The organism is Weissella fangxianensis (assembly GCF_024718545.1).
GTDB lineage: Bacteria > Bacillota > Bacilli > Lactobacillales > Lactobacillaceae > Weissella > Weissella fangxianensis.
In genome coordinates, this window is sequence record NZ_JAMXDB010000009.1 from 1 (window position 1) to 25083 (window position 25083).

The following is a 25083-nucleotide window of genomic DNA, read 5'->3' on the forward strand; positions in this document are numbered from 1 at the left end:
TTCCGTATTTTATAAGGCGGAATACCTTGTAGATACATTGTGACAGCTTCAATTTGTACTTCTTTTGAAAACATAGTAAAACCCCGTAAGTTTTGGAAATTACTCCAACTTACGGGGTTCAGTTCACCAGAACATTAATAAATGTCCTGATCGCTATTGTGAAAACTAACGGATAAAAGACAAAAGCCTTTTATCTTGTCAGCTACTTTTCCTTATCAAACTTTGACTTCAAATTATCAACTGCATCTTCTGTCTTTTCTTTCGCGTTCTTAGCTGCTTCTTCTGCTTTATCTTTAGCATCACCGAAAGCGCCACGTGCCTTACCAGCTACGCCTTGTGCCTTACCTTCTGCCTCTAACTTTTCATCATCAGAAACAACACCAGCAACTTCTTTTGCCTTACCTGAAGCCTGATCTACTTTTCCTTTTACATCGTCTTCGAATGCCATAAATATAATCCCCCGTTTCTATATTTTCTCTATAATAACTGGTATTTATGGACAGTGCAAATAATATCTATTAAATAAAAAATAAATGACAAATGTAACTATTTTTAAAGTAACTACATTCGCCATAATATATCTGCCAATTTTACTTTTCTAATAACCCTAATCGCTTATAAATATCATCCACATGCTTAAGGTGCCAGTGATAATCAAAGGCATCATCGATCTGTGCAGGCGTCAAATTAGCTTTAATTGTCTCATCAGCATCCACCAACTCACGGAATTGTCGCTGGTGGTCCCAAGATTCGGCGGTTAGTGGTTGCACCGTATCATAGGCTGCTTCACGTGATAAACCAGCGTCTACCAATTTCAATAACAAGCGTTGTGAATAAATCAAGCCATATGTGCGACCCATATTTTGTTCCATTGTGTCTGGGAATACTTGTAGATTACGTAAAATATTTGTCAAACGATGCAACATATAGTCCAAGACAGTTGTGCCATCAACAAGCACAATCCGTTCCGCACTAGAATGTGAAATATCACGTTCGTGCCACAATGTCACATCTTCAAGTGCGGTTACTGCATAACCGCGTAAGACACGTGACAAACCAACAACATTCTCAGAACCAATTGGATTACGTTTATGCGGCATTGCTGATGAACCCTTTTGCCCACCACGGAAACCTTCTTCGACTTCATGAATTTCTGAACGTTGTAACCCACGAATTTCCGTTGCTAACTCTTCCAAATTAGCACCGATAACCGCAATCGTTGTCATGTAATCTGCATGTAAATCACGTGGTAATACCTGTGAACCAATTGGTTGTGGTGTTAGCCCTAGTTCTTTCATAGCCACTTCTTCAACTTGTGGTGGAATATTTGCGAAAGTTCCTACCGCTCCTGAAAGTTTACCCGTTTCAATGGCTGCGGCAACTTTATCAAAACGTTCAATGTTGCGTACGGCTGCTTGATAGAATCGTGCCATCTTTAAACCAAACGTTGTTGGTTCCGCCTGTACACCATGTGTACGTCCCATCATAACCGTGTCTTTATACTTTAATGCCAGTTCAGCTAACGTTTCTTTTAATGCCTTCAAATCATCCTTAATCACCTGGTTAGCTTGTCGTAATCTCAACGCTTGCGCCGTATCAACAACATCCGTTGAAGTTAGCCCATAATGTATCCACTTACGCTCTTCGCCCAATGATTCGGAAACATTTCTGGTAAAAGCAACCACATCATGACGCGTTGACTGTTCAATTTCTGCAATGCGATCAACATCAAATTTTGCATTGGCCCGAATAGCAGCTAAGTCCTCTGCTGGCACATGACCAACTGAAACCCATCCTGCCGTAGCAGCTATTTCAACATCTAACCACGATTGGTATTGATTGTTAAGCGACCAAATACGTCCCATTTCCGGGCGTGTGTAACGATCAAGCATCCTTCGTTTACCTCTTATTTCTTTTCGAAAAACCGAACAAATTATTATATTCAACAACCATTGTAACCTAAATCCGAATTTCTTTCAGCAATTTATCCAATAAAAAACCAGACTAGAACAGAAATGTACTAGCCTGATTTATTTAACATCTATTACTTATCATCTTCTGAACTAGAACTTGATGCAGAACTTGAACTTGCGTCAGAACTTGAACTCTCTGATGAGGCTGATGAACTTGCGTCAGAACTTGAAGAAGCTTCTGATGAAGAACTTGAGCTTTCAGCAGATGAACTATTCTTTGATGTCTTAGCTGTTGCGGCGGCTTGCGTGTAAGTAGACAAAACATTTTGTAATGTTGAATCCTTAATGTTTACATTTGCCTTACCTAATTCTTCACCAACAATTGCTTGAACTTCAGATGTATCTGACATCGTCTTTTCAACTAAGATATTCTTCATCTTTGACTTCAAAGCATTGAATGACTTCTTATCACTCTTTGAATTCATCTTAATAACAAAGTAACCCTTTGATGAAGTTGACTTAATTGGTGTCTTCGTGTATTCACCCTTCTTCAACTTGAAAGCAGCTGTCTTGAAATCATCTTCAAGATTAGTGTCAGTTGAATCAAAGCCAGTCATCTTACCACCGTTTTTCTTGGTATTAGTATCAGTTGACTTTTCTTTGGCTAACTTAGCAAAGTCACCACCCTTGTCAAGTTCAGAAATAACCTTTTTGGCATCATCTTCTGATGAAGTCAAAATAACTGACACATTAACCTTTGGTTGATATTCTTTGTAAGCCTGACGTAGTTGCTTATTTGAATAATGCTTATCTGCAATCACTGCTTGCTTTTCTAAAGCTTGTAGGCGCAATGAATCACGGAAACTGTCTTCAGTCATGCCATTTTGTGACAAAGCTTGTGAGAATTGAGAACCATATTGTGACTTGGCATCATCGTATTGTGATTCAATCGATTTCTTTGAAACCTTATCTCCATATTTATCATCCAAAACCTTTTGAATGATCATATTGGCCAATTCTTCTTGCCCTTCTGGAGAGCTTTTTAACTTTTTGTAATATTCAGCTTGTGAAACATTACCTGCATCGGTCGTTACGAGCAACTTTGGGCCAATTCCCCAAGCAGCCAGCCCAACACCCACCGCAATTACGACGAGCACGCCTAATACTTTTTTCCACATCGGTAGTGCCTTCTTTCTAGAAATTTTTTAATTCAACTTGTCTAGTTTATCATATAAACACAACTGTTACTTAAATTATACGGTAAGTTGCGCCAATCGCATAACGACCATTGTCCAATTCTTCATTAATTTCCATATGTTCCGCAAAATCCGCATCCCAATACTCGAGTTGCGCCTTTGGTACACGCCAATCTAATGAACTTAGTTGCGCCAAAAACTGTTGTTCGGCATACGTTTGTCGATTTAACATATAGCGAATGACTAAACGTAACCAATCTATACCCGTGACCTTGTCTAGGAAAGCTATCATCGTAAACGGCATTGGTCGCACAATCATCGCCGGGTTTTCATCGTAACTTGGTAATTGATTAATAATCAATTGATAAAGCCCTGGTGTTTCAGAACTCATTCGTGGCTTTGGTAATCGTTCCCACAATTCCTCTGACATCATGGTTTGGTCTAAAATAATTCCTTGGTTGCTTTGATAACCTAAGCCAATTAGATAGATAGTTTGGCCATCATAAAAGTAGTTGATTACTGTATATGGTAAGTCATCTTTCATGCTACTTGGCAGGTATTTTTCCTTAGCAATTACCTGGACGTTAACACCATTTTTCCGCAAACTCTTTATTAATTTAATACGATTACCCGGTACAAATACCTGCACAGGTTGTTCGATTTCAATGACGTTCATAACGTCAGAAATTTCTAACGGCTCATAATATTTTTTGCTACCTAACTCCGACATAAACATCAAATCAGTCGGATTATTGTTCATCAGAATCGTACTAATATTTTGGCTTTGGAGTTCTTTGACAACCATCGCCATCACGTAGGAGGCAGCTGCTCCATCCCCTAACCGGAAGCCACCAGGACCAATGACTAACACGGAATGCCGGTCTAAACGATTACTTTCATTCTCTGACTCAAAAGTAGAATAGTATTGATTAGCTGCTTCTTCGAATTCGCCAGCAGAGGGTTCAAACGCCTTAAATGTTGGCAAAATACCATTATCCCAACGATAACGACGTATCTCTTCAAACTTAGCATTCCATAAACGGGCTATCAACCCATCTGAAAGACCATAATACTTGGCTAATTTTAAAACATCTGTTTGCCAAGCATTGTTCTTGACGGTCTCTTCTAATTTATTGATCTGAGCCAATTTATAGAAATAAAAAGCATTGATTTTTGTCATTTCTGCTAGTTCATCAACCGTGTAACCACGGCGCAAGGCTTCCATTAATACAAAGATTCGATTATCACGCGGGTAAATCAATTGCTCAATAATTTCATTATCAGTTATCGCATTCATCACAGTTGGTGAAAAATTACGATTATTAAAGTGTGCCGCACGAATAGCTTTCTCTAAAGCCTCTTCAACACTACGACCAACTCCCATCGTTGCCCCGACTGACTTTTGGACTGTGTTTAACCGATGCTCTGTTTTAACACCATTTGATTCAAAATCTCCAAATGAAAAAATTGGGAAACGAATCACAATGTGATCCATCGTTGGTTCTAATAATGCTGTATGGTTTGCCCCAATAACCGGTGTCTGAACATCTTCGATATTTTCACCTAACATTAACCGAACGACCACCGGAACCAGTGGATAACCTGTTGCTGCCACCAACAAGGCTGCTGTCCGATCAAAGTAAGGTGTCACACGGGTAATGACATATTCATTATTCTTAGGATCCACTGCAAAACGGACTTCTAATAACCCCACAACATCAAAGCCTCTAATAACCTTGATTGCTGCAGCACGTAATTTTTGATAAACCGGGTCTGGCAAAGTTTGAATTGGGGTTATCGCAATTGAATCCGCTGAATGAATCCCAACCGGGTCCATATCTTCGACACCACCAATTAAAATGGTCGAATTACTCTTATCACGAATAACCAACATAGAAATTTCTTGGTATCCACGAATACTCTTGTCAATATTTACCTGATGTGTAATTGAACGAGCAAGTGCGGTTTCTGCCGCTTCCTCTAAATCATCTGTATCTTCAACCTGTAATCGCAATGTTTGACCCATTGGCGCAACTGGTCGAATGACAACTGGTAACTCAAAATCTCTGGTTGCATCAAAAACCTCACTCACATTACTAGCAAGTCGTGACTGGACTGTCGGTATATTTAGTTGCTGCAAACGCTCGTGTAGGTATTTTGTGTTTTGGGTAGCTTGCATGACCGGTAAAGATAACCCCAAAACCGTTGGTGCACCGTTACCCATAAGTCTCAGGATATCAGCACCTAATCGTGTGGCTGTTGATCCACCTACCGACGCAACCATCGCTGTGATATGCTCATCATTAATAATTTGAACCAGATTTTCAACTGTTAATGTTTGTTCAATGACTTGGATATCGTGACGTGCGCTAGTAAATGAGTACGGATTGTCATCAACCACCACCACTTCATGACCATATTGTTTCAGTACTTGAACGACCTGATAAGCCGCTACATCACCCTCAGTTTCTCGACCAAAATCGTTAGCGGAACCACCAATGATTAATACTCGTTCTGTCATATCGTTCCACCTCCTCGACGGGCCATCACCATTTCCATAAACTCAGCGAATGCTTGGGTCTCTTCTAATGGTCCAGGAGCCGCATCTGGAAAAAATTGTACACTAAATGCTGGGTAATCCCGATGGCGTAATCCTTGAATTTGGTTATCAGTAATATCGATATGGGTTACAAACAAAGGTGTATCTTTAATAGATTTTGCATCAACATAGTACGCCTGTCCTTGTGTTGCAAACATGATATCTTTCGTGATTTGCTCACGAATTGGATGGTTCATGCCGTGATGAGCTGAAGTCAATTCACTAACTTTAGCCCCATTAGCTATCGCAAATAATTCATGCCCCAAACCAATACCAAACAATGGCACGCGTGTCTCAAATTCACGAATAAGATCAAGCGCTGTTTCCGGAACTTGTGCCGGATCACCCGGTCCAGATGAAATGACTAGGCCATCTGGATCAAGATTGGCAACCTCATCAAATGTCGCTGAAAAAGGCAATACGGTCACATTCGCATCAAAATCGCTTAACATTCGTAAAATACCACTTTTAAGGCCAAAATCCAGCACCACAACATTTGCGCCGCGTCCGGGATTAGCATATGCTTTCGGTGTTGAAATCTGCGCAATTTGTTGATTAGTTAATACCATTGCTCGCAATTGATCAAAAGCATGGTCATCTGGTTGATCAACAATTGATGCTTTTTGGACCCCGGTTTCACGTAAATGTCGTGTTAATGCCCGTGTATCAATTTGCGAAATACCGGGGATATTATGTCTTTTCAAATAATCATTTAAGCTAAGTGCTCGGATACGATTAGTTGAAATCTCCGCAATTTCACGTACAACCACTCCTTTGACTGCTGGCACAATTGCTTCATCTGCATAATGGTTGATACCGGCCGCACCAATTGTCGGTGTCGTAAACATGATAATTTGATTGTAATAAATTGGATTCGTGATAATTTCTTGATAGCCAGTCATCGCCGTATTGAACACTAGTTCACCAAAAGTCGTTGCTGGTGCCCCAAAAGCTTCACCTTCGTATACCGTACCATCTTGTAAAATTAAATAACGTGTTGTCATGACGTAGATCTCGTTTGGCAAATGCTAAACGATCCCTCCTTCCCGTCTAACCGTTGAAAAACTAACGGATTTCAATACCATCCTGGCCGTCAAATTCTTTCATGTTTACGCGAATCTTTTCAGAAGTTGCTGTTGGAATATTTTTGCCAACAAAATCAGCACGGATTGGTAACTCACGATGGCCTCGATCCACTAAGACTGCTAGGTTAACAGCTGCAGGTCGTCCGTTATCCATAATGGCATCTAAGGCTGCCCGAATCGTCCGACCAGTAAATAGCACATCATCAACTAAAATAATTCGCTTGTTATCGATATCTACATTAAAAGATGATTTTTCACCAGCTCGTTCAGCATCATCATCACGATAATGTGTAATATCAAGTGGTATAACAGGAATTGTCGCTCCTTCTAATTGTTGCAAGCGATCAGCAATTCGTTGACCAATAAAGACGCCACGTGTCTTTATCCCGACAATAGCAAGATTTGTCACCCCTTTATTCTTTTCGATGATCTCATATGTAATTCTTGTGAGTGCTCGTTGCATCGCCATTGCATCAACAATTTCTTTTGCCATAATCTATTCCTTTTCTCTCATTGATTTCAACTAATAAAAAGAGACCCCATCACTTCTAAAAAGGATAACGTCTCATGCAGTCTTATTCATTACGTTACCTCCTAGTAAACTCACAGGATTACTTTAAGAAAGTTACATTCATTCAATTTACCTAGGTCTATTTTATCATGTTCAACACGGTTTGCGTACTATCAGTTATTTTCTTCTGCATAAGGTTCTAATTCTGCCATTGCGTCAACAAAATACTGTGGTAAAGGTGCCTCAAATGTTAGTGCTTCTTTTGTTGTTGGTTGCGTTAATCCTAAGGTAGCCGCATGTAAAAATTGACCATTGCCCGCCAACGTTTTCTTTGGTCCATATAATGGATCGCCAGCCACTGGATGACCAATATAGGCCATGTGTACACGAATTTGATGTGTACGCCCAGTTTCTAAGGTTACCCGTAATAACGTATAACCCACATATCGTTTAACAACTTCAAAATGAGTGATGGCATCACGACCACCAGCAATAACAGCTTGTTTCTTACGATTGGTTTTTGAACGTCCCAACGGTGCTTTAATCGTGCCTTTATTCTCAGAAAACTCACCATGCACCAAAGCATAATATTGGCGTAGATTTTTCTTGTTTTTTAAATCTAATGACAAGGCCTCATGTGCTTGATCATTTTTGGCAACCATCAGTAAGCCTGACGTATCTTTATCAATACGGTGCACAATCCCTGGGCGAATAACACCATTAATTGAAGACAGCTCAGTATGATACATTAGAGCATTGACCAACGTACCATTCGGATGACCAGCAGCCGGATGAACGACCATCCCCTGCGGCTTATTAACCACTAATAAGTCGTCGTCTTCGTAGACAATATCCAGCGGTAAATTCTCTGGCTTAAGATCCAAAGCAACTGGTTCCGGCACAACAAATGATATGACATCATCAGGACGTACTTTGTAATTTGGTTTCTTGTTTTCCTTATTGACCGTTAAAACACCTTCATCGATCCACTTTGATACTTGTGTTCGTGTATATTCAGTAAATGCATCTGCGACAACTTTATCTAAGCGTCCCTTCTGGTCTGTGATTGTCAGTGATTCCTCAGTCATTTGTTTTTCCTTCAATTTCTTTTCTTAAGCTGTTCAAAAAGCGCCGGTTCATCCAAAAATGATAATATTCACCATCATAACTGAACAAGACAGTCCTTTTCGTAAACTGCACATGTGACATTTCAGAAAAACGAAATTTATCTGTATGAACGCCAAACGTTGGTAAAATCCAAAGTGCGTCTGTAGCCAATGCGACTCTTCTTCTAAAATAAGTTAATAGTGCAACAATAATGAAAACTACCACAGCACCAATTGTCCAAACGTTGAGGTGCGTAACCTCTAATAGCATGACGAGGCCAAACATAGCAATCATTAAAATCCACAGCCAGTTGACCCAGCCAAGTAGGCCTGCTGGTTGGTAATATCCCTTCATTCTTATGTCCTTTCTGATTTACTAATAAGCATGTTGTTTGTAAACCATCTGAGAATGTTTCTATCATCTAGTATAATGAAATTGGAGGTACTTGTCATGTTAATCAAAGTTTATTCAGATGCTGCTAGTCAAGGAAACCCTGGTAATAGTGGTGCCGGTCTAGTCATTTTATATGATGGACAACAAATTCAACGGCATCACTACCTGGGAAATATGTCAAATCATGAAGCAGAATTCGCAGCAGCTATTTGGGCTTTCCAAGTGTTAGCAACGCTTAGTAGTGATACTGATACCATCATGTACTATGCCGACTCTAAAATTGTTATCGACAGTATTCATAAACGCTATGCGAAGCACTTTGGTACCCAATTAGCACAATTATTACATTACTATGATCGCTATCATTTAATCATTAGCACCTGGATACCAGAAAAACAAAACCATGGCGCCCATCAATTAGCTTGGCAAGCTATTCATCGTCAGGATTAAGCTGTCCAATCCCAGTCCACGCACTGACTAGCGAACAAACAGGTGATAGTAATGCGAAAAAAGTAAATGGTGCAAAAGCAGTCACTGGCACACCTAACGTTTGTGCAGCAAAACTACCAGCAACACCCCAAGGTACTAAGTAATTAATCACTGTCCCTGAATCTTCCAACGTCCTTCCTAAAGCCAGCCGACTCACCTGTAATCGAACAAAAGTATCGCGCCAAAGTTGTCCGGGTAAAATCGTTGCTAAGTATTGTTCACCAATTAGGAAATTAGCTGAAATACCTGTCACCAACGTACCAGTAATCACGCCTGCTTTTGTTTTAATGCGCTTGACTAATGGTGTCATAACCGCCTTTAAAACACCTTGTTCAGTTAATAAACCACCTAATGCTAGCGCCAGCATAATGATGATGACTGTGGGCATCATAGAAAGCATCCCCCCACGGTTCAACAATGCTGCTAATAATTCATTTTTAATGGTTGTTTTTGAACCATTCATAATAACATCTGCCAACTGCTGTGGCGTGTGATTTAACATAAACATAAATCCTGTCACAGTAATATTAACTAATAACGTTGGAATGGCTGGTACATGACGCCACGCCATAATAAATAACAATAAAATTGGCAATGCTGACCACCATGTAGGGGTTAACAAATCAGCTAACTTTTGCAAATCATTCATGCTACCCTTAATGACCTGATGTTGATTGAAAACAATAAAAATCAATAATGAGCCTAATAATGCTGGAATTGTTGTCCACATCATGTTCTTAATGTGTGCAAATAAGTCAGTCCCTGCGATTGATGCTGCTAAATTTGTTGAATCAGATAATGGTGAACTTTTATCACCAAAAATTGCACCAGACAGTACAGCACCAGCGACGAGACCTGGGTCAAATCCAATCGCAGTCCCCACGCCCATTAATGCAACTCCTACCGTCGCTATCGTTGTAAAGGCAGATCCAATCATTGTTCCCATCAAGCCCATAATCAGTAATGCACTTGGCAAAAACCATTGTACATTGGCAATTTTTAAGCCAACCCATAGTAACGATGGAATGGTATTAGTTGCCATCCATAATCCAATCAACATACCAATTAACAGAAACAAAAATAATGGTGCCAGCGCTTTTTCAATCCCTTTTAGCAACTGTTCCTGGATTGTTTGCCAAGATGTTCGGCGAATTCTCGCAAATATCATGACTGTAATAATACTAATCACAAGTGGCACATTGGGTGATAACCCAAAGCCAAGGATACTACCACTAAAAATAAAAACTAATCCTAATAATAATAAAATACTCTGTTTAAATGTCATCGGCTTATTCATTATCTGTTCTCCTCTATTTATGAAATAATTTTTGTCATTAATGTGCTATTTCTAATTCAGTCGATAACGAGTAAGACCACCTGCATGACTTGTATGCCTTAATACCCCATTATTTTGCTCCTATCTGCATAAAAAAATCCCAGTAAACAGGTATTAAACCTATTTACTGGGACGAAGTTTTTCCGCGGTACCACCCAAAAATTAGTTGGTCTCCACGGATCAACTCTCTTTCGTTTATTTCAATGTTTAAAAATAGTTCAGTGACTCCACCTGCGCTACTCACAGCTCCCGTAGCTTCTCTGACATACAATGAAGTCCCCTACTGATACCCGTTATTGTACGCATCAATGTTTTCTTTGTCAACTTTGTCTTCAGCAATGTATCACAAGGTAATTACACAAAACTCAAACCAAAATTTGCACAAAAAAACCGCCACATAGGCATTTAGCACTATGTAACGGCTTTTGTAAGGAATTGCAATTAAGCAAGACCATATTTTTGTTGAAGTTCAAGAACGCTTTTGTATCAATGGTTTGGCAACAAATAGTTCCCTGTTAGTTCCCAATACAAAAAAGCCCCACCAGATAGAGTGACTACTCTACCCAGTGGGGCTTTTTAAAATGTCCTATCCTAGTTACAAATAACTAATAAGATGAGATAAAACAAAATGAAAACTGTAGTAAGTAAACAAAATCTAGAAGAATCTAATCAAGATAGTTAGTAGTCAATGTTGCCTACCAAATATCTATACAAATATTTTAACACGATGCTTTAAATAACTCATAAAAAAACCACCAGTCATACAAGCTGGTGGCTAAAACCATGAAAAGAGCAATCAGTGATGGTGAGTGAATCACGGTTTTAATAGTTATATGACTCATTCAACACATAACTATTTGTAGAGCTAATTAAGAGTAGTCAATCAAATAGCTATTACACTCTACACAGGAATTATAACACATAACAAAAAAGCCCACCAAGCTATTCAATCGAATAACCTAGTGGGCTTAAAATATCATAACGTATAAAGTCTATAATTTTTTGGAATAGATTTATAATATCGTTCTTTCAGCATTTTAGAATTAGATGATACATTCTCGTACTTTATACCATCTTTCCACGGAAAAACTAAGTGAAAAGGGTCATAGAATTCAACAACCAAAGCATCCTTGGTAAGAATGTTGCCATTCAATGTACTATGAATAGGGATCCACCTCATAAAAACACGAAACGGTCCTTTACCATTACCAGGTTTATGAACTCTTCCTTCAGCGTATAAATATTCTGAAGCATTAAATCTCTTTTCTTCAGGAACCGATGAGTTTATATGTTCCTTTAAAATTGGTAACATACGTGTATTATAGGTATTTGAATATTTATTTATCTCATTAAAATCGAATAATACAGATTGCTTATAGTTGCTTTTAATTAAATTAAACGCTTGTTGAATTCCTTGATCAGGCGGAAATTCGGAATCAAAATTAGAAAATTTATATTTTTTTAAATTAATGCTATATCCAGCATAATCAGAGAAAAAAACATCAATCTTCTCTTTAGAAAATTCAGATTTGTCTATACTAATTTTTCCAGCACTTATTTCTTTTGAAAAGACATCTTCCTGATTAATCTTTTGTTTATTGTCTAGACCGATACTATTAAATAAATCCTCATTAATTACCATAATCAAATTGTGCCTGATAACTTTTTTACATACTCGTCATGAATAATTTCGGAAGGAATATTTATATGTGGTTTTCCTTCTTTATAAGAATCTAACCAACTTTTGTCTTGATGAGTTCTATTAACTAAAGAAAAATCATCCATATCATTGATTTGAGAAATCAAATTTTCCAAAAACATATAAATATTTCTTTTTTGACTAGCATCATCTAAAGTACTTTGGGCAATTAAATTGTTTAAATCACTTTCACTTTCAGGTAATTTATCCTGTTTCATTTCTGTATAGATATCATAGTCAACAGGTCCGTACCTCCACGCTTCGAAAGCAGGATCAAATAACTGAGTAGGATACCTTAAACTATTATCATTGTTAAAATTTTCTTCAGCATAATCAATTGCCCCATATGTACCTGCATAAAAAGCCCATAATAGATATATTGATTTTTGAATTTTTAATGGAGTTGGACTGTCATAAAAAGATAATAAAAAACTGGCTAAAGCATTCTTATCTTCAAATACATTCTTATTTTGTACTGACATAATTCACTCCTTTCCAATCACTAATTTTGGTATTATATTACACGAATATTTCAATATAGTCAACCAATAACAACAAAAAGCCCACCAGTCGTAATGACCAGTGGGCTTTTAACTTGATAGCTGTTTGTTTAATGCAACTAATTATCGCTTTTTTAGTGCTGGAGATAAGCTATCAGGTTAATTAAATTATAGTTTATTGATAGTTATTTTACAATTCATAAAAATTAACTATTTAACTTCAGTTAGTGTATCTGCTGATACCCAAACATTGCCATAGCGAGTGCCAAATGCCACGCCGTTAGTTGCTGGATCGTTTGCTACTACCTTAATGCGATCTGAATGCAAACGGAAGTAGTCACCAACAGCTAGTGTTTGATTAGCTGTTTTCTTACCATTCTTATCAACTTTGTCAACTGACTCAACACCAAGTCCGTTAAGCGTCCAGTTTTTGTTTGAACCACCACCTAATTCGTTACTATAAACTTGCCAAATACCATTAACCTTTTTCATATCGTCCACACGATATGCAGGCTTAGCCTTAAAGTATTCTCCTACGTTTAGAACTTGGTCTACTTTGGCAGTTGACTTAGCTGATTTACTAGAAGTAGTTACTGAGCCACCAACACCATACTTAATATCATGCTTTAATTGATCATACGGCACACCCCACTTTTGCAGGAATGGTAGTGGGTCAACATGATCAGAACCGTGACCAGTTCGTGAACAGTAGTTGTGCGTCTTAATTCCCACGATACTACCATTATCCAAAGTAAAATCAGTGATGCCAGCTTCACGAGCTAATTGACGTGCTAGTTCAATATAAATCTTATAGTCACGATTAAACTCTGCTTGTGAGTGGACATTTTCATTGAATTCAATTGAGGCATAGCCCTCCCAATTCCAATCTCCACCAAGATCGTATCCACCGCCGTTTACATTGGCAACTTGAATTGCTTGTCCTTCACCAACAATGTGTGTGTAATAAGCATTACCCCATGACCGTGAAAGGTATGAAATAAAGTTCTTATTAGGTGCAACACTACCAGTTGAGTGTAGATGAACTTGTTTAAAAGGCGCTACTGCTAATCCATTATCTACCGCTGGACGACCAGGTACTACGATATTTTTAATTACGTTTACCATTATTTGCTTCCTTTCAATTGCTTAACTGCCAGTTCAATAGCTGTATCAAGTTGCTTAGCGTCAAACTTCAAGCCAAGCTTGTTAGCATTTAAGCGTTCAGTTAAGAATGACAAAGCAGCCTGCTTCTTATCCGTTGAACTGTGCAAGTGTGTCTCTGCATATTGCACGGCTTGCATTGCCCATTCGTTGAGCAACAGCAAGTTCTTGTTCTTTGTGTGAGCAACTAAAAAACGGCTAGCTGCATATGCAACTGCCGTTAAGATTCCTGTATTCCAGAGAAATAAAATAATCTCTCCAATTGTTTTTAGATTCATATTTAATCACCTTTTTTATCGTGATATGCACGCCAATCTTCGAGTATACTGGTACGTCGATCTAAGTTATCAATGCGTTTGTCAACTGACCCAATCGTGTTTTTTAATTCTTTCATCGTCTCATTTAACATGTCGAATGATTTAACGAACGTGAATTTAATAACCACCCAAACCGCACCACTAATTGATGTTAGTACAGTAAGCCACCCGATTAAGTCGTGCGGCATAAAGTTTTTCATTACTACTCCTTTGGTGTTTGTGCATCAAGTTCTGCTTGTTTAGCGTCTGCTGCATCGAAAACAGCATTTTGGAACTCAACTAATGCTGAACGAAATGCCTTAACGTTTGCCAAGTATGTGTCTTGATTAGAAATATAGTAATTAATTGAAGGAACTGCTTGTGCATCAACGCTACCTGTGAAGTTCACGTAAGTGGCTTCGTTTGCATCTCGTAGTTGTGCGTCAAATGTTGTCGATTGATTAATTTTCATGATTAATATCCTCGTTTTCTTTTGCTTGTAATTGTTGTTGTAACTGTGCATTTTCCGCTTGTGCGGTTGCTAATTTAACGTTTAATGTAGCAATTTCCACTGCTAAATTATTAATTATTTGGTCTTTCATCCTGAAGCTCCTTCACCTGTTCTGATAACTCTTGAACCGCTTTTGCAACGACTGAAACGAAGCTATATAAATCAACACCAGTGTTAGTTTTATCCAAAATTCTTTCGTCTGCTTCATCAGCAATAACACCAATTTCATTCTCGCTATTCTTTATATAACTTCTAATATTTAGTCCATTCACTAAGTCCAAAGCATCGTCATTAAATTCATTAATTTCTGATTTATATTTTCGTTCAGAACTTGTAACAAACTTACTTGCTTTAATGTCTTGGAATCCATTTCTATCTCGATTAACAACTTGAACTTGACCTGAAGCGTATGGAGATAGGTATAAATTACCGGTTGATACGGCTTCATCAATAGCTAATATTTGATTACCGTAAAAACGAATACCCAAACCAGTACCTGCATTATGCGGATTTTTGTAGTAGTTCAAAGAACCTTGCATATTACTATCAATATTGTCAGCGTAATTCAGTAACTCTAATTGTGCACGTTTTGTATCAACGTTATATTGACCTTTTGACGACAATTGTAAATGATTATCTTGTTTATTAATGATTAAACCAGTATCGGTCGTACCTAAGTGTCCTGTATCACCGTACAGCACTCTGGCATTCAACGTATTAACATTAGCAGTTATAAAGTTAGCAATATTACCGCTTATCTTAGAAACATCAACATTGATAATTTGAGCTGAACCAACTGCTGCTTTACCAATCTGTGCTGTACCAATTGAGGCATTTTTAATAACAGAGCCATCAATGAAAGCTGTACCATTGATTGTTGTATCAGAATTGATAACTAATTTCTTACCTTGAATTACCGTCCCTGATGTATCTCCATTAATACCTGAAATAATCTTTCCAGAATTATCGGCAATACCTAATGCCCAGTTATCTTTAAACAGTTCTAATACTGTACTCGTATTTATTCCAGAGTAAGACCCCGGCATATAAGTAGGAACTGTATTACTGAATACTAACATTGGTTGTGCAATTAATAGCATTCCAGCCGTTTGACACCAAAACGAGTATCGAAGTTCAACGGCATCACTTGGTATTGTTACATTTTCGATTTTTAATAACGTGTAGCCAGTTGTTACATTGACTGATTTTAAAATCGTTCTTTTGCCAGTTACGTCATAACTATCCAAAGTAAATGCCCAATTACCGCTATCTTCTCTCGCATAAACACTTGCAGATACCACACCTCCGGCCATGAAATTACTAATTTTTTGGTTATATTGCCCCCAACCAGTATCAGTACTGTGTGTAATGTTTAAGACATTTGAACCCATTTTTTTCGTACTCTTGTTCACAGCGACATAACTGATAAAGCTATTCCCTGACCAACCTTCCAAATCAGGTGTGAACTCTGTGTTAATCAGCTGATTAGGCATTGAGACACTAGCCATTACTTTGTCAGCCGATTGACTTATTGCTGTTTCATAACCACTTGTAACGTTCTTTACCCTACTATCAATCAAATTTGTCATTTGGGTAACAACTGACCCATCACCACTCTTACGGTCTTTAATTTCATCAGCAATCTGACCTGCTAGTTGCGTTCTTGTAGATTCTAAGGAGTTATTGTTGTTGTAGTTACCTTGAACATACGTTCCAACTGTTTTATCAAATACAAGCATTGGCTTTGTCAAGAAAGCTAAATAACCTTCACGAACAGCGAACGTAACTTCGACAAACTGTGCTTCATCAGGTATGGCAGCATTTTCAAATTTCTGCAAAGTCATTGAACTGCTACTATCCCAGTTTTGAGCAACATCAGTTAATTTAACCATATTTGCATCATACGAACGAATATGAGTGCTTCCATATAAACCAGTACCTTCGGCAATTCTTGACCACCAACTCAAGGACACCACACGATTACTTCCAGATGTGGCAAAAGGAATTGTTTGCTTAATTGATGAATACTTTCTGTCGGTTTGGTTACGTGCGTCAAACGTCAACATATTAGAACCTTGATAAATGTATTGTCGATAAGGTGTTTTAACACCAGAACTTGTTTCACTGGAGTTCCAACCCTCTAAATTAGGGCTGAACTCGGTATTTACCAACTGGTTAATACTACCCATTTGCTCAACTTTTGTTTGCACTCCCTCAGCTGTTTGAATAGCTGTTGCAGCGTCATTTTGTGCTTTTGTAGCAACAGATAGTCCATTTGCTGCAAGTGCCGCTGTGGCAGATAAACCGTTCTTTGGGTCATTTACTAGACCATTAATGCCGTCTAAATCAACTTCAAGCGCTGAAACACGTGAATTGTTGTTGTAATTACCTTGAACATAATCACCAACGGTTGAATTAAATACAAGCATTGGTTTATAAATGACCGCTGTTCCAGCAGTATTTCCCCAAAACGAGAAATAAAGCTCCTTTGCGTCACTCGGAATAGTCACATTTTCAATCTTAAGTAATGTGTTAGTAGTTGGAACAGTAACTTGCTGAATAATCGTTCTCTTTCCGTCAGCGCTAAAACTATCAATTGCAAAACCCCAACCAGTTGAAGTGGCTCTTGCATAAACACTGGCAGATAACGTATCTCCAGCAACAAAATCTTTAATTTGTTGTCTGTATGACGACCAATTTGTGTTAGCACTATGCGTGATATTAAGAACATTAGACCCATTAACGGTTACAGTCTTGCTTATTCCTGCATAAGATATATCACTGTTGGTTGCTGACCAACCTTCTAAATCAGGTGTGAACTCCGTGTTCAGTAACTGATTAACCTGACCTTGTGAATTAGCTTTAGCCTGCAACTCGGTAACGGTCTGCGAAATGCTATCCACAGTCTGCTGCTGTTGCGTGAACTTGCTGTTTAACTCACCCGTTGCTTTATCTAAGTCAGTCTTGCTTATCTTAGAAGTAATCTGGTCACTCATAGTAGCAATGCTTGCAATGTTGGCAGATACCTTCTTGTCATTTGTCTGCTTGTACTTAGCAACATCAGTCGTTACGGCATCAGCAGTTGCTTTAACCTGACCGTACTTCGTGGATAGATCACCAGTTGTTTTATCAAAATCAGTTTGGCTAACTTTACCAGCTAACTGCTTATTAGTGGTAGTAATATCAGATTGTGCTTTCGATACTTCTGAACCTAACTGTTGCTTAGCCGTTGCTAGTTCCGTTTGCGCCTGACTTAACACTGCGCCAGCTTGTGCCTTGCCGTATGCCGCTGCACTATCTGCCATACTATCTGCGTATGAGTTAGCACCATCTAACATAGTGTCGGCTTGCACTGACAGACTATTACGTTCGGCCGCTGCTTCACTCAATGCTTCATTAGCTTCAGACTGGAACTCTTGCACTTCTTTGGATTGTTTATCATTCAGTTCATCAGTGTAGTCCTTAGCCTTTTGAATGGCATCATCAACTTTCTTGGCAATTTCTTCTTGCGTTTTAGTCGATACCCATTCTTGCCAACGTCCGTCCTTGAATATCATCAGGTAAGTTTCATCACCAACTTGTTTGAACCACAAATCACCTTCAACAGGGTGTGCTGGTTTTTTCGTACTATAGTAGTTAGTGTTCTTACCATTTGAACTAACAATTGCAGTTGTAGCATCTTGGCGAATTTGCGTGATTGAGTTTTGCAATTCTGCCAGTGCATTACTGTTATTGTCAGCAAATGACTTCTTACTTGTCCCAACAACTAAACTAGTTACTCGTTCAGCCACTGGATCATAGTGCAACTCATTAACGATAGCCGTGACGTTGACGTTAAATTCAGGTACATAAACACTAACAGTATCCGTCAGTCCAACTGATTCAAGGTTTCTAAACTTTTCTTGATAATCGGCGCTATCTTGCAAGCTAGTTACATCAATTTCAACAGTGACTTGTGGTAAATCTATGCCAGTGTTAGCCGATTGCGTAAACCAGTTTTTGGCTTGCTTATCAATCTTAGCTTTTATCTGCTCATCAGTTTCACCTTCATTAATCGTGACCTTTTCGCCCATATCTACATGTTGAATATAAACATTGGAATATTTGTTCAAGTTTTTTGAATCGACCACATCTCCAACAACGAAATAAGCTTTGTCACTATCTGTGGCATCTGATTTGGTAACTGTTGGAACAATACGAGTAGTCACATTGCTCATATCAACCGTGTACTTCAAACCATTAATGTTTTTACCTAGTCGGAAAGTTGTGAAGTTATCTCGTCCACGCCTTGAAAGCATGGAAATAATACGATTATCACGGTGCAACTCACCGCCCCAAATTTGTAAAATACTGCCTTCAGTACCTGCAATAGCCTCCATTGGGTTGACATATTGCAAGCGACTATCTCCAATATGTTGTAAATCGGAGGTGAATTTAAATAGATGAGGTGTCACAGTAGCGTTTTGCAAGTGAGTCATGGCATTTTGCCCATCACCCTGCAAGTGAACTTCCTTAACCAAGTTGTGCGTTAGATCATACGTGATATGGTCTGCTTCAATATTTAAATTGTAGCCAGAAATATCTAGCTCCGTTTTAACGATACGAAATGCTTGTGCATTATCAAGTGGGTTGGGCTTAGCGTAGATGATACGTCCTGTCTCGATTTCTTTGTAATGCTTGGCATTCGTTGGATAACTAGCAGTTAAAGTTAGCAGTCCATTGCGTTGCTCTTGAATATCAACACTATAAATATCATTAAGCAGACCCAAGCCATTTGTTGTGAAATCGACTTCAGCAGATTTATATAAAATCGGTATCATATACTGCGCCACCTCCCTTCAACTGTTGCCGTACCTGCGGACAACTTAATTTTGTTATTACCTGACTTGAATATTGGATAAGGGCCAACACTCAACTTACTATTGGCATTCGTCATGGTATATCCTTCTTCAATGTAGGCATCTTGTATAGCACTGTCCAAGTAAATATCAGTATTAACTTCTTTGATGTGAATAACCTTGCCATTGACTGTTAAATCAGTATCGCCATTCACAGTGATGTGAATTAGTGGCTTACTCTCATAACTTGTTGGGTTCTTGATAGTAGTTTCAACGTTTTCCTTAACTTCAATTGGCTTGGCTGGATATACATACTTGTATGGTGCAGCGTTCAGCGATACCGTCAGCTCACGATAGCTTGCAGAATAATCAGGACGTTTTTTGGTGCTTGCGCCCGATCGTGTCACTTGGTAGGTATAATTTTCATCAGAAAACATACGGAAATCTTCATACTTGCCAGTGTCCAACTTAGCCAGAAATTTGCTTACATTTTCGTCAGCATTAGCTCCTTCAAAACCAACAGTTAAATCAATTTGGCGGTTATTATAACTACCATCATCAAATAAAATAGCCCTATCAATTCCGATAGGACTAGTATTTTGTGTTATTTTTCTTTCAGGCAATGTTGCAATTGGATAATTCATTAATTTGGCATTGAGGGAACTCGATTGTAGGTTCCCTAATGTGAACTCGCCCTGCTTCAATATTTTTAACCTCCAAATACTCGTGTCTTAGCACTTTGCTTACGTGTAATCGCATCTTCAACCGCTTGTTGTATCTTTTTCAAGGTAGCAAGCGTTGTATCAGCATTAACGTTGATATTGATTTCGTACGTATCACCTTGATTATCTTGCGAACTCTTCCACTGCTTCATCAGCTCGATTAACTGCTTAACTAGGCTATCATCAGTAGATTTACCGTTGATACGCTCGTTAGCTTCAGTTAATAGTTGATTAGCACGTGACTTCTTTTCGGCTGCAAGTGGGATAACCATCTCAGGCATGTTGCGTTCGGCAATTTCATACATTCCGTGATTACTGATCAAGCCACCATTTTCATAGCCATGACCATTACCCAAGAATGACAAGCTATCACCATAGCGCTTACGTGCATAGTTCAAACCTGCAAGGATATTGTCATATCCATTGAAGATATTCTTGTGACCAGATAAGGCATTGGCATTGAATGTGCTACGCTTAGTCTGCATTAACCCTAGCGCTGGCCCTGAACCGTCACCATCGGGGTCTGCTCCTGGTTGGCGTGCTTTCGGGTTACCACCAGATTCGGTACTTATTTGGCGCAATACCTTTTGTACCATTGCAGCAGAAGTTGAAAGTCCTAACTTATTCAGGGCTTTCTTAACATCATCTGACCATGAATGTACGTCACCATCTTTACCAGTTGATGATTCATTCAAAGGCGAGATAAACTTTTGTATCCATTTCATCATGCCACCAGTTTGACGTTTGATGAGTTTTGCCATAGGGCTGTTTGCCTTAACTTCTGGCGCTTTACTGCTACCACCCAAACCAAAGTCTAGGAAAGTTGTAGCTCCTGATGCATTACGTCCATGGTACTTGTGATAAGCATGTTTTCCAAGCCAGTTATATTCTTCTCCAGAAATCTTATCGCCTTGAACACCAGTAACCATAGCAACGTGATTTCCAAACTCAGAACCCGGGCCGTAAACGGCAACAGAACCAACCTTTGGCTTACTCATGTGAGGAACTTTAGCATTGACCCACTCGCTACCATTACCTAAATGACTAAACTTGTGTGCTGGTACACCAGAATTAGCTAAACGACTAGCAACGAAAGAAACACATTCTTTAATGAAATAGCCCCACTTATCAGGAGGCATTGAGTCAGCTACTCGGTTCTTATATTGATAATCGTCACCCTTCATGCCACCATCAGCACCAGCGTTTGATGCTTCTGATGCCATTGACCAAAGTGTTTTCCACCACTTCTTAGCCTGACCGGTTGTCTTTTTAAAGAAACCAGTTCCAAAGTCTTTATAAACTGCATCAAGTCCTTTGGTATTCAAGTTTAGCTTACCGTTCAATGTTTTAACTGGGTGCGCAACGGCGTTAGTTATGAACTTCAACATTGAAGTAAACTTCTTAACACCATTCTTTAAGCCACTCCATGCATTACCTGCAACGTTAGTTACACCTTTCCATGCACGTGACCAGAAACCAGTTCCAGACTTAAATGGCATGGCTTGCATGCCCATCATCATAGCCGTTTCTTTAGCGTTTAAAACTTCTGTTCCAGCACCTAAGATACGTGGCGTGTTACGTCCCTGAACCAGTTCTGATTGCCCATTAGGGTGAATCAACATCTCTTGATTACCAGTTTCAGGACTATCATTACCGTCATTTAGCAATGCTAGTGTTGGCTTAGTGATTGCACGTCTGACATTGCCAAATGCACCAGTACCAGTTGCAAAGGCTACCTTTGGTATCTTACCGATAGCATGCTTAGGGCCACCAAAGTCATGGATCAATGAGTTAATACCAGTAATACCTTTGTTTGGTATCTTTATAACCGCATTGATTCCGTCTTGAGCCAGTTGCTTCATGCCGTCCCACATGTCCTTGAAGCCAGTTTTAATCTTGCTCCAAGTGTTGCTGAACGCCTTATGAATTTTTCCTAGTACACTATCAAAGGTATTTTTAATCGACCAAATGGCATCATGACCAATTGTTTTCATACCTTTCCAAGTATTGTGGAAGAAACTCTTAATCTTATTCCATGTGCTCTTGAAACCTCTGAAAAATGCATTAACACCGCTAGTAATTGCGTGCCAAAGTGACTTGGCAATCTTAGTAACAGTTCTTTTCATTGCATTCCATGTATCTACAAAGAATTTCTTAAATGAATTGAATGTATGCTTAAATGTGCTAACAAACTTATTAAATGTTTTCTTGACGGCATTCCAGCCATTGCTCCACACCTTTGAAATAACCTTCAAAAAGGCATTCCAAGCTTTGGTAATAGATTTTTTAAATGAGTTGAAACCTTTCGTGAACGTCTTTTTGAAACTGTTCCACGTTTTGATAACGCCGTTCCAAGTGTTTTTGAACCACTTAACAACATTTTTGTAAAAGCTTTTAACTGAAGCAACAATGTTATTGACGAATTTTCTGAACTTCTTGTTGTGCTTATACAGTTCTGCAAACGCAGCGACTGCCGCAGCAATTCCAGTGATGATCATGATGAACGGATTAGCCTTCAAGAAACTAAAAGCTAATTTAAGACCCTTGCCCACAAATTGAGCAGTTTTAAGCAGACCAGTAAGCGCTACTTTAGCTGCTTTGGTAGCAATTGATGCAGTCCACTTCAAAGCCTTACCAACACCTTTAGCAGAGCTAACTACGGCTTTTTTCAAACCGTTGTATGCTGCTTTAGCTGCTTTGGTAGACATTTGAGCAGTCCAAACAATGGCTTTTTTAATTTTACTGCCTATTGTTTTGACCGCCTGCCATAACTTGGTCAGTACCTTATTAGCGATACCTTCTTTATCACTAAAACTATTGAACATCTTCTTGGTAGCGCCAGCCATAGCTCCCATCATAGCGATTGGAGCAGCTAATTTGTTGGCGACCATGAAGCCTGCCAAAAATGTACCAGCAATCTTTGGGTGTGCTGCCATTAATTTAATTAAAGGTGTTACGACCACGGCAAATGCCTTCATAGTTGAACCAAGTATCTTAATGGTGTCAGCAGTCTTTTCTTTAAAGTTGCTAAAGAACTCACGTATATCTTTCTTATGAGTTTTAGACCACTTACCTAAGTTTTTTATTGATTTGGTTAAACCTTGAAGCATACCGTCTAAAGCATTACCTGCATCTAGTTTTTCACCACCAAACGCATCAGTAATGTTTCCCAGTGCCTCTGTAAGTGCCTTACCTAGCTTGTTAAACTCTTTAGTCGTATTCTTATCTGTTACCCAAGTAGAAATTGACCCAACAAGTGGGTTTTTCATCTTGTAGAATGGCTTTTCAATCTCACCAATTAACTTTGGCATAGTTGATTGAATAGTACGTGTCATTCCAGGTATTGTCTTACCAAAGTTTTCAGTAGCTTCCTTATTCTTGTTAGCAGTATCAACTAAGACTTTGTTCATCGTTTCAGATGAAATCTTGCCTTGCGAAATCATGTCGTTTAACTGCTTCATCGTTAGATTAGAGTTGTGAGTTATATCTCGCTCATAGTCTAGCAATGCTGGTTTCAATGCAGGGAAAACATTAGTAAAACTCATGAAGTCCTGTGCAGAAACCTTACCGTTAGCCATCATCTGTGACCATTGCTTACCAAAATTTTGTACGGCATCATCGGTAGCACCAAAGGCATCTTGCAAGGTCAATGTAGCCTTAGATAGCTCCAACACTTGGTCTTTGTTCTTATCAACTGCATAGAATTGAGTAGCAAGTCCATTAACCATCTCTGCACTATTTTGAGCAGCTGAAGCTAGTTCATTGATACCCTTAGTCATTTCTTTTGCGCCCTTAGTAGAACCTGCTAAGGTTTTCCATTGGGCATTCATCTTATCCTGTTGCTCAAGATATTCGTTACCAGAACGAACGGCATCACCAATGTGCATGGTCATGTTACGCCATGCTGCACCAGCCACATTAGCCATAATGTTCGCACTAAATACTTGCTTGAATATGGTATGCGTTTTTCTAGCGTGCTTATTTGTATCTTTAATCTTTTCAGACAAACGAACAAATGGGTTAGGACTAGTTCTGCGCATTTCTGAATTCAAGGACTTCAAAGATGTCTTGTTTTCAGCTAATTCTTTACCAGTTCGATTAAGGGCGATACGTTGCTTACTAATTGATTCAGTCGACTTATCGCCAGACTTTTCCATACGATCTAACTCTGCTTTTTGAGCTTTATAGAGCTTACTCTGTTTTTCAATCGTATTAGATAAACCTTCGTGCTTAACCTTATTTGCTTCACTAGCCCGACCTTCAGCTTTTAAACGGTCAACTTGTGCATCAGTCTCTTGAACATTCTGCTTAATCTCTTTATTAAGCGACATGATACCTGACTTTTGCAGTTCGTATGAACGTTCAGCACTCTTTAACTGGCTAGTCATTGAAGTCAGCTTACGTTCAGCCTGCGTTATCTGCGTATTGTAGCGCTGGTATGACCGTTCACTATCATCAGTGTCACGCTTTTCTTGTTGTTGCTCATACCGCAGTTTAGCTACAACGTTTTTCTGTTTCTCAACAGAATCAGATAGCCCTTTATATTTAGCTTCACTGGCACTAACAGAGTCTCCAGACTGCTTCATCTGGCTTTCCATTTGTTTCCATTCAGAAGTTGAATCTTTAACTGCCGACTGTAACTTTTTCAGCGAGTTCTCGGCTTTAGTGACATCTATGTCAATGTCCGTTTTTAACAGGTCTCCAACTTTTTCTGTTGCCATATATCC

At 38.9% G+C, this 25083-nt stretch carries 20 protein-coding genes; 1 reads left to right on the forward strand and 19 read right to left on the reverse strand.

Going from position 1 to position 25083, the window contains the following annotated elements; all coding sequences use genetic code 11:
• Positions 1-202: 202 nt before the first annotated feature.
• The 8 genes from NGR58_RS03985 to NGR58_RS04020 form a co-directional block, all read right to left on the reverse strand.
• The gene (locus tag NGR58_RS03985; RefSeq protein ID WP_258088352.1) at positions 203-448 is read right to left on the reverse strand and encodes a CsbD family protein; all 246 of its coding nucleotides are present in this window, start codon (positions 446-448) and stop codon (positions 203-205) included.
• 142 nt (positions 449-590) lie between these two features.
• Entirely contained in the window at positions 591-1892 is a 1302-nt protein-coding gene (gene purB / locus NGR58_RS03990) for an adenylosuccinate lyase (protein WP_258088353.1), read from the reverse strand.
• A gap of 152 nt (positions 1893-2044) precedes the next feature.
• The gene (locus NGR58_RS03995) at positions 2045-3091 is read right to left on the reverse strand and encodes a peptidylprolyl isomerase (protein WP_258088354.1); all 1047 of its coding nucleotides are present in this window, start codon (positions 3089-3091) and stop codon (positions 2045-2047) included.
• A gap of 70 nt (positions 3092-3161) precedes the next feature.
• Complete coding sequence (locus NGR58_RS04000) at positions 3162-5630, reverse strand: ATP-binding protein (RefSeq protein ID WP_258088355.1); 2469 nt, start codon at positions 5628-5630, stop codon at positions 3162-3164.
• The gene (locus tag NGR58_RS04005; protein WP_075269302.1) at positions 5627-6712 is read right to left on the reverse strand and encodes a carbamoyl phosphate synthase small subunit; all 1086 of its coding nucleotides are present in this window, start codon (positions 6710-6712) and stop codon (positions 5627-5629) included. Before NGR58_RS04005 ends, NGR58_RS04000 begins: the two co-directional genes overlap by 4 nt.
• A gap of 61 nt (positions 6713-6773) precedes the next feature.
• Complete coding sequence (pyrR, locus tag NGR58_RS04010) at positions 6774-7286, reverse strand: bifunctional pyr operon transcriptional regulator/uracil phosphoribosyltransferase PyrR (RefSeq protein ID WP_075269301.1); 513 nt, start codon at positions 7284-7286, stop codon at positions 6774-6776.
• A 191-nt stretch (positions 7287-7477) separates the two neighbouring features.
• Positions 7478-8392, reverse strand: coding sequence for an RluA family pseudouridine synthase (locus tag NGR58_RS04015; RefSeq protein ID WP_258088356.1), 915 nt, complete (start codon positions 8390-8392; stop codon positions 7478-7480).
• Entirely contained in the window at positions 8385-8765 is a 381-nt protein-coding gene (locus NGR58_RS04020) for an EbsA family protein (protein ID WP_258088357.1), read from the reverse strand. The genes NGR58_RS04015 and NGR58_RS04020 overlap by 8 nt, the downstream gene beginning before the upstream one ends.
• Before the next feature lie 96 nt (positions 8766-8861).
• On the opposite strand from NGR58_RS04020, the gene NGR58_RS04025 reads away from it, so the two are divergent.
• Entirely contained in the window at positions 8862-9254 is a 393-nt protein-coding gene (locus NGR58_RS04025) for a ribonuclease HI family protein (RefSeq protein WP_258088358.1), read from the forward strand.
• On the opposite strand, the gene NGR58_RS04030 is transcribed toward NGR58_RS04025, so the two are convergent.
• From NGR58_RS04030 to NGR58_RS04080, 11 genes are all read right to left on the reverse strand, one after another.
• Positions 9235-10590: a Na+/H+ antiporter NhaC family protein gene (locus tag NGR58_RS04030; protein WP_258088359.1), complete on the reverse strand. Its 1356-nt coding sequence runs from the start codon at positions 10588-10590 to the stop codon at positions 9235-9237. The two genes, NGR58_RS04025 and NGR58_RS04030, sit on opposite strands and share 20 nt — an antisense overlap.
• 1015 nt (positions 10591-11605) lie before the next feature.
• A complete protein-coding gene (locus tag NGR58_RS04035; RefSeq protein ID WP_258088360.1) occupies positions 11606-12271 on the reverse strand; it encodes a hypothetical protein in 666 nt (221 codons plus the stop codon).
• Between the two features lie 2 nt (positions 12272-12273).
• On the reverse strand, positions 12274-12810 hold the full coding sequence (locus tag NGR58_RS04040) for a Panacea domain-containing protein (RefSeq protein ID WP_258088361.1): 537 nt from the start codon (positions 12808-12810) through the stop codon (positions 12274-12276).
• A gap of 228 nt (positions 12811-13038) precedes the next feature.
• On the reverse strand, positions 13039-13953 hold the full coding sequence (locus tag NGR58_RS04045; RefSeq protein WP_258088362.1) for a lytic exoenzyme target recognition domain-containing protein: 915 nt from the start codon (positions 13951-13953) through the stop codon (positions 13039-13041).
• Positions 13953-14267, reverse strand: coding sequence for a phage holin family protein (locus tag NGR58_RS04050; RefSeq protein WP_258088363.1), 315 nt, complete (start codon positions 14265-14267; stop codon positions 13953-13955). The genes NGR58_RS04045 and NGR58_RS04050 overlap by 1 nt, the downstream gene beginning before the upstream one ends.
• Before the next feature lie 2 nt (positions 14268-14269).
• Positions 14270-14506 carry a hypothetical protein gene (locus tag NGR58_RS04055; RefSeq protein ID WP_258088364.1) on the reverse strand — a complete coding sequence of 79 codons (237 nt, stop codon included), beginning with the start codon at positions 14504-14506 and terminating at the stop codon, positions 14270-14272.
• A gap of 2 nt (positions 14507-14508) precedes the next feature.
• Positions 14509-14757 carry a hypothetical protein gene (locus tag NGR58_RS04060; protein ID WP_258088365.1) on the reverse strand — a complete coding sequence of 83 codons (249 nt, stop codon included), beginning with the start codon at positions 14755-14757 and terminating at the stop codon, positions 14509-14511.
• Complete coding sequence (locus tag NGR58_RS04065; RefSeq protein ID WP_258088366.1) at positions 14747-14887, reverse strand: hypothetical protein; 141 nt, start codon at positions 14885-14887, stop codon at positions 14747-14749. The genes NGR58_RS04060 and NGR58_RS04065 overlap by 11 nt, the downstream gene beginning before the upstream one ends.
• Positions 14868-19616 (reverse strand): phage tail spike protein, encoded by a 4749-nt coding sequence (locus NGR58_RS04070; protein ID WP_258088367.1) that lies wholly within the window; start codon positions 19614-19616, stop codon positions 14868-14870. The genes NGR58_RS04065 and NGR58_RS04070 overlap by 20 nt, the downstream gene beginning before the upstream one ends.
• Positions 19613-20338 carry a hypothetical protein gene (locus tag NGR58_RS04075; RefSeq protein WP_258088368.1) on the reverse strand — a complete coding sequence of 242 codons (726 nt, stop codon included), beginning with the start codon at positions 20336-20338 and terminating at the stop codon, positions 19613-19615. The genes NGR58_RS04070 and NGR58_RS04075 overlap by 4 nt, the downstream gene beginning before the upstream one ends.
• Before the next feature lie 5 nt (positions 20339-20343).
• A complete protein-coding gene (locus NGR58_RS04080) occupies positions 20344-25077 on the reverse strand; it encodes a tape measure protein (RefSeq protein ID WP_258088369.1) in 4734 nt (1577 codons plus the stop codon).
• Positions 25078-25083: the final 6 nt, after the last annotated feature.

What these genes read in the sequence shown, in the direction of transcription:
- NGR58_RS03985 (WP_258088352.1), bottom strand. Translation starts at nt 448, where the DNA reads ATGGCATTCGAAGACGATGTAAAAGGAAAAGTAGATCAGGCTTCAGGT.
- NGR58_RS04045 (WP_258088362.1), bottom strand. Translation starts at nt 13,953, where the DNA reads ATGGTAAACGTAATTAAAAATATCGTAGTACCTGGTCGTCCAGCGGTA.
- NGR58_RS03995 (WP_258088354.1), bottom strand. Translation starts at nt 3,091, where the DNA reads ATGTGGAAAAAAGTATTAGGCGTGCTCGTCGTAATTGCGGTGGGTGTT.
- NGR58_RS04030 (WP_258088359.1), bottom strand. Translation starts at nt 10,590, where the DNA reads ATGAATAAGCCGATGACATTTAAACAGAGTATTTTATTATTATTAGGA.
- NGR58_RS04055 (WP_258088364.1), bottom strand. Translation starts at nt 14,506, where the DNA reads ATGAAAAACTTTATGCCGCACGACTTAATCGGGTGGCTTACTGTACTA.
- pyrR (WP_075269301.1), bottom strand. Translation starts at nt 7,286, where the DNA reads ATGGCAAAAGAAATTGTTGATGCAATGGCGATGCAACGAGCACTCACA.
- NGR58_RS04015 (WP_258088356.1), bottom strand. Translation starts at nt 8,392, where the DNA reads ATGACTGAGGAATCACTGACAATCACAGACCAGAAGGGACGCTTAGAT.
- NGR58_RS04025 (WP_258088358.1), top strand. Translation starts at nt 8,862, where the DNA reads ATGTTAATCAAAGTTTATTCAGATGCTGCTAGTCAAGGAAACCCTGGT.
- NGR58_RS04050 (WP_258088363.1), bottom strand. Translation starts at nt 14,267, where the DNA reads ATGAATCTAAAAACAATTGGAGAGATTATTTTATTTCTCTGGAATACA.
- NGR58_RS04070 (WP_258088367.1), bottom strand. Translation starts at nt 19,616, where the DNA reads ATGATACCGATTTTATATAAATCTGCTGAAGTCGATTTCACAACAAAT.
- NGR58_RS04020 (WP_258088357.1), bottom strand. Translation starts at nt 8,765, where the DNA reads ATGAAGGGATATTACCAACCAGCAGGCCTACTTGGCTGGGTCAACTGG.
- NGR58_RS04040 (WP_258088361.1), bottom strand. Translation starts at nt 12,810, where the DNA reads ATGTCAGTACAAAATAAGAATGTATTTGAAGATAAGAATGCTTTAGCC.
- NGR58_RS04060 (WP_258088365.1), bottom strand. Translation starts at nt 14,757, where the DNA reads ATGAAAATTAATCAATCGACAACATTTGACGCACAACTACGAGATGCA.
- NGR58_RS04065 (WP_258088366.1), bottom strand. Translation starts at nt 14,887, where the DNA reads ATGAAAGACCAAATAATTAATAATTTAGCAGTGGAAATTGCTACATTA.
- NGR58_RS04005 (WP_075269302.1), bottom strand. Translation starts at nt 6,712, where the DNA reads ATGACAACACGTTATTTAATTTTACAAGATGGTACGGTATACGAAGGT.
- NGR58_RS04080 (WP_258088369.1), bottom strand. Translation starts at nt 25,077, where the DNA reads ATGGCAACAGAAAAAGTTGGAGACCTGTTAAAAACGGACATTGACATA.
- NGR58_RS04035 (WP_258088360.1), bottom strand. Translation starts at nt 12,271, where the DNA reads ATGGTAATTAATGAGGATTTATTTAATAGTATCGGTCTAGACAATAAA.
- purB (WP_258088353.1), bottom strand. Translation starts at nt 1,892, where the DNA reads ATGCTTGATCGTTACACACGCCCGGAAATGGGACGTATTTGGTCGCTT.
- NGR58_RS04000 (WP_258088355.1), bottom strand. Translation starts at nt 5,630, where the DNA reads ATGACAGAACGAGTATTAATCATTGGTGGTTCCGCTAACGATTTTGGT.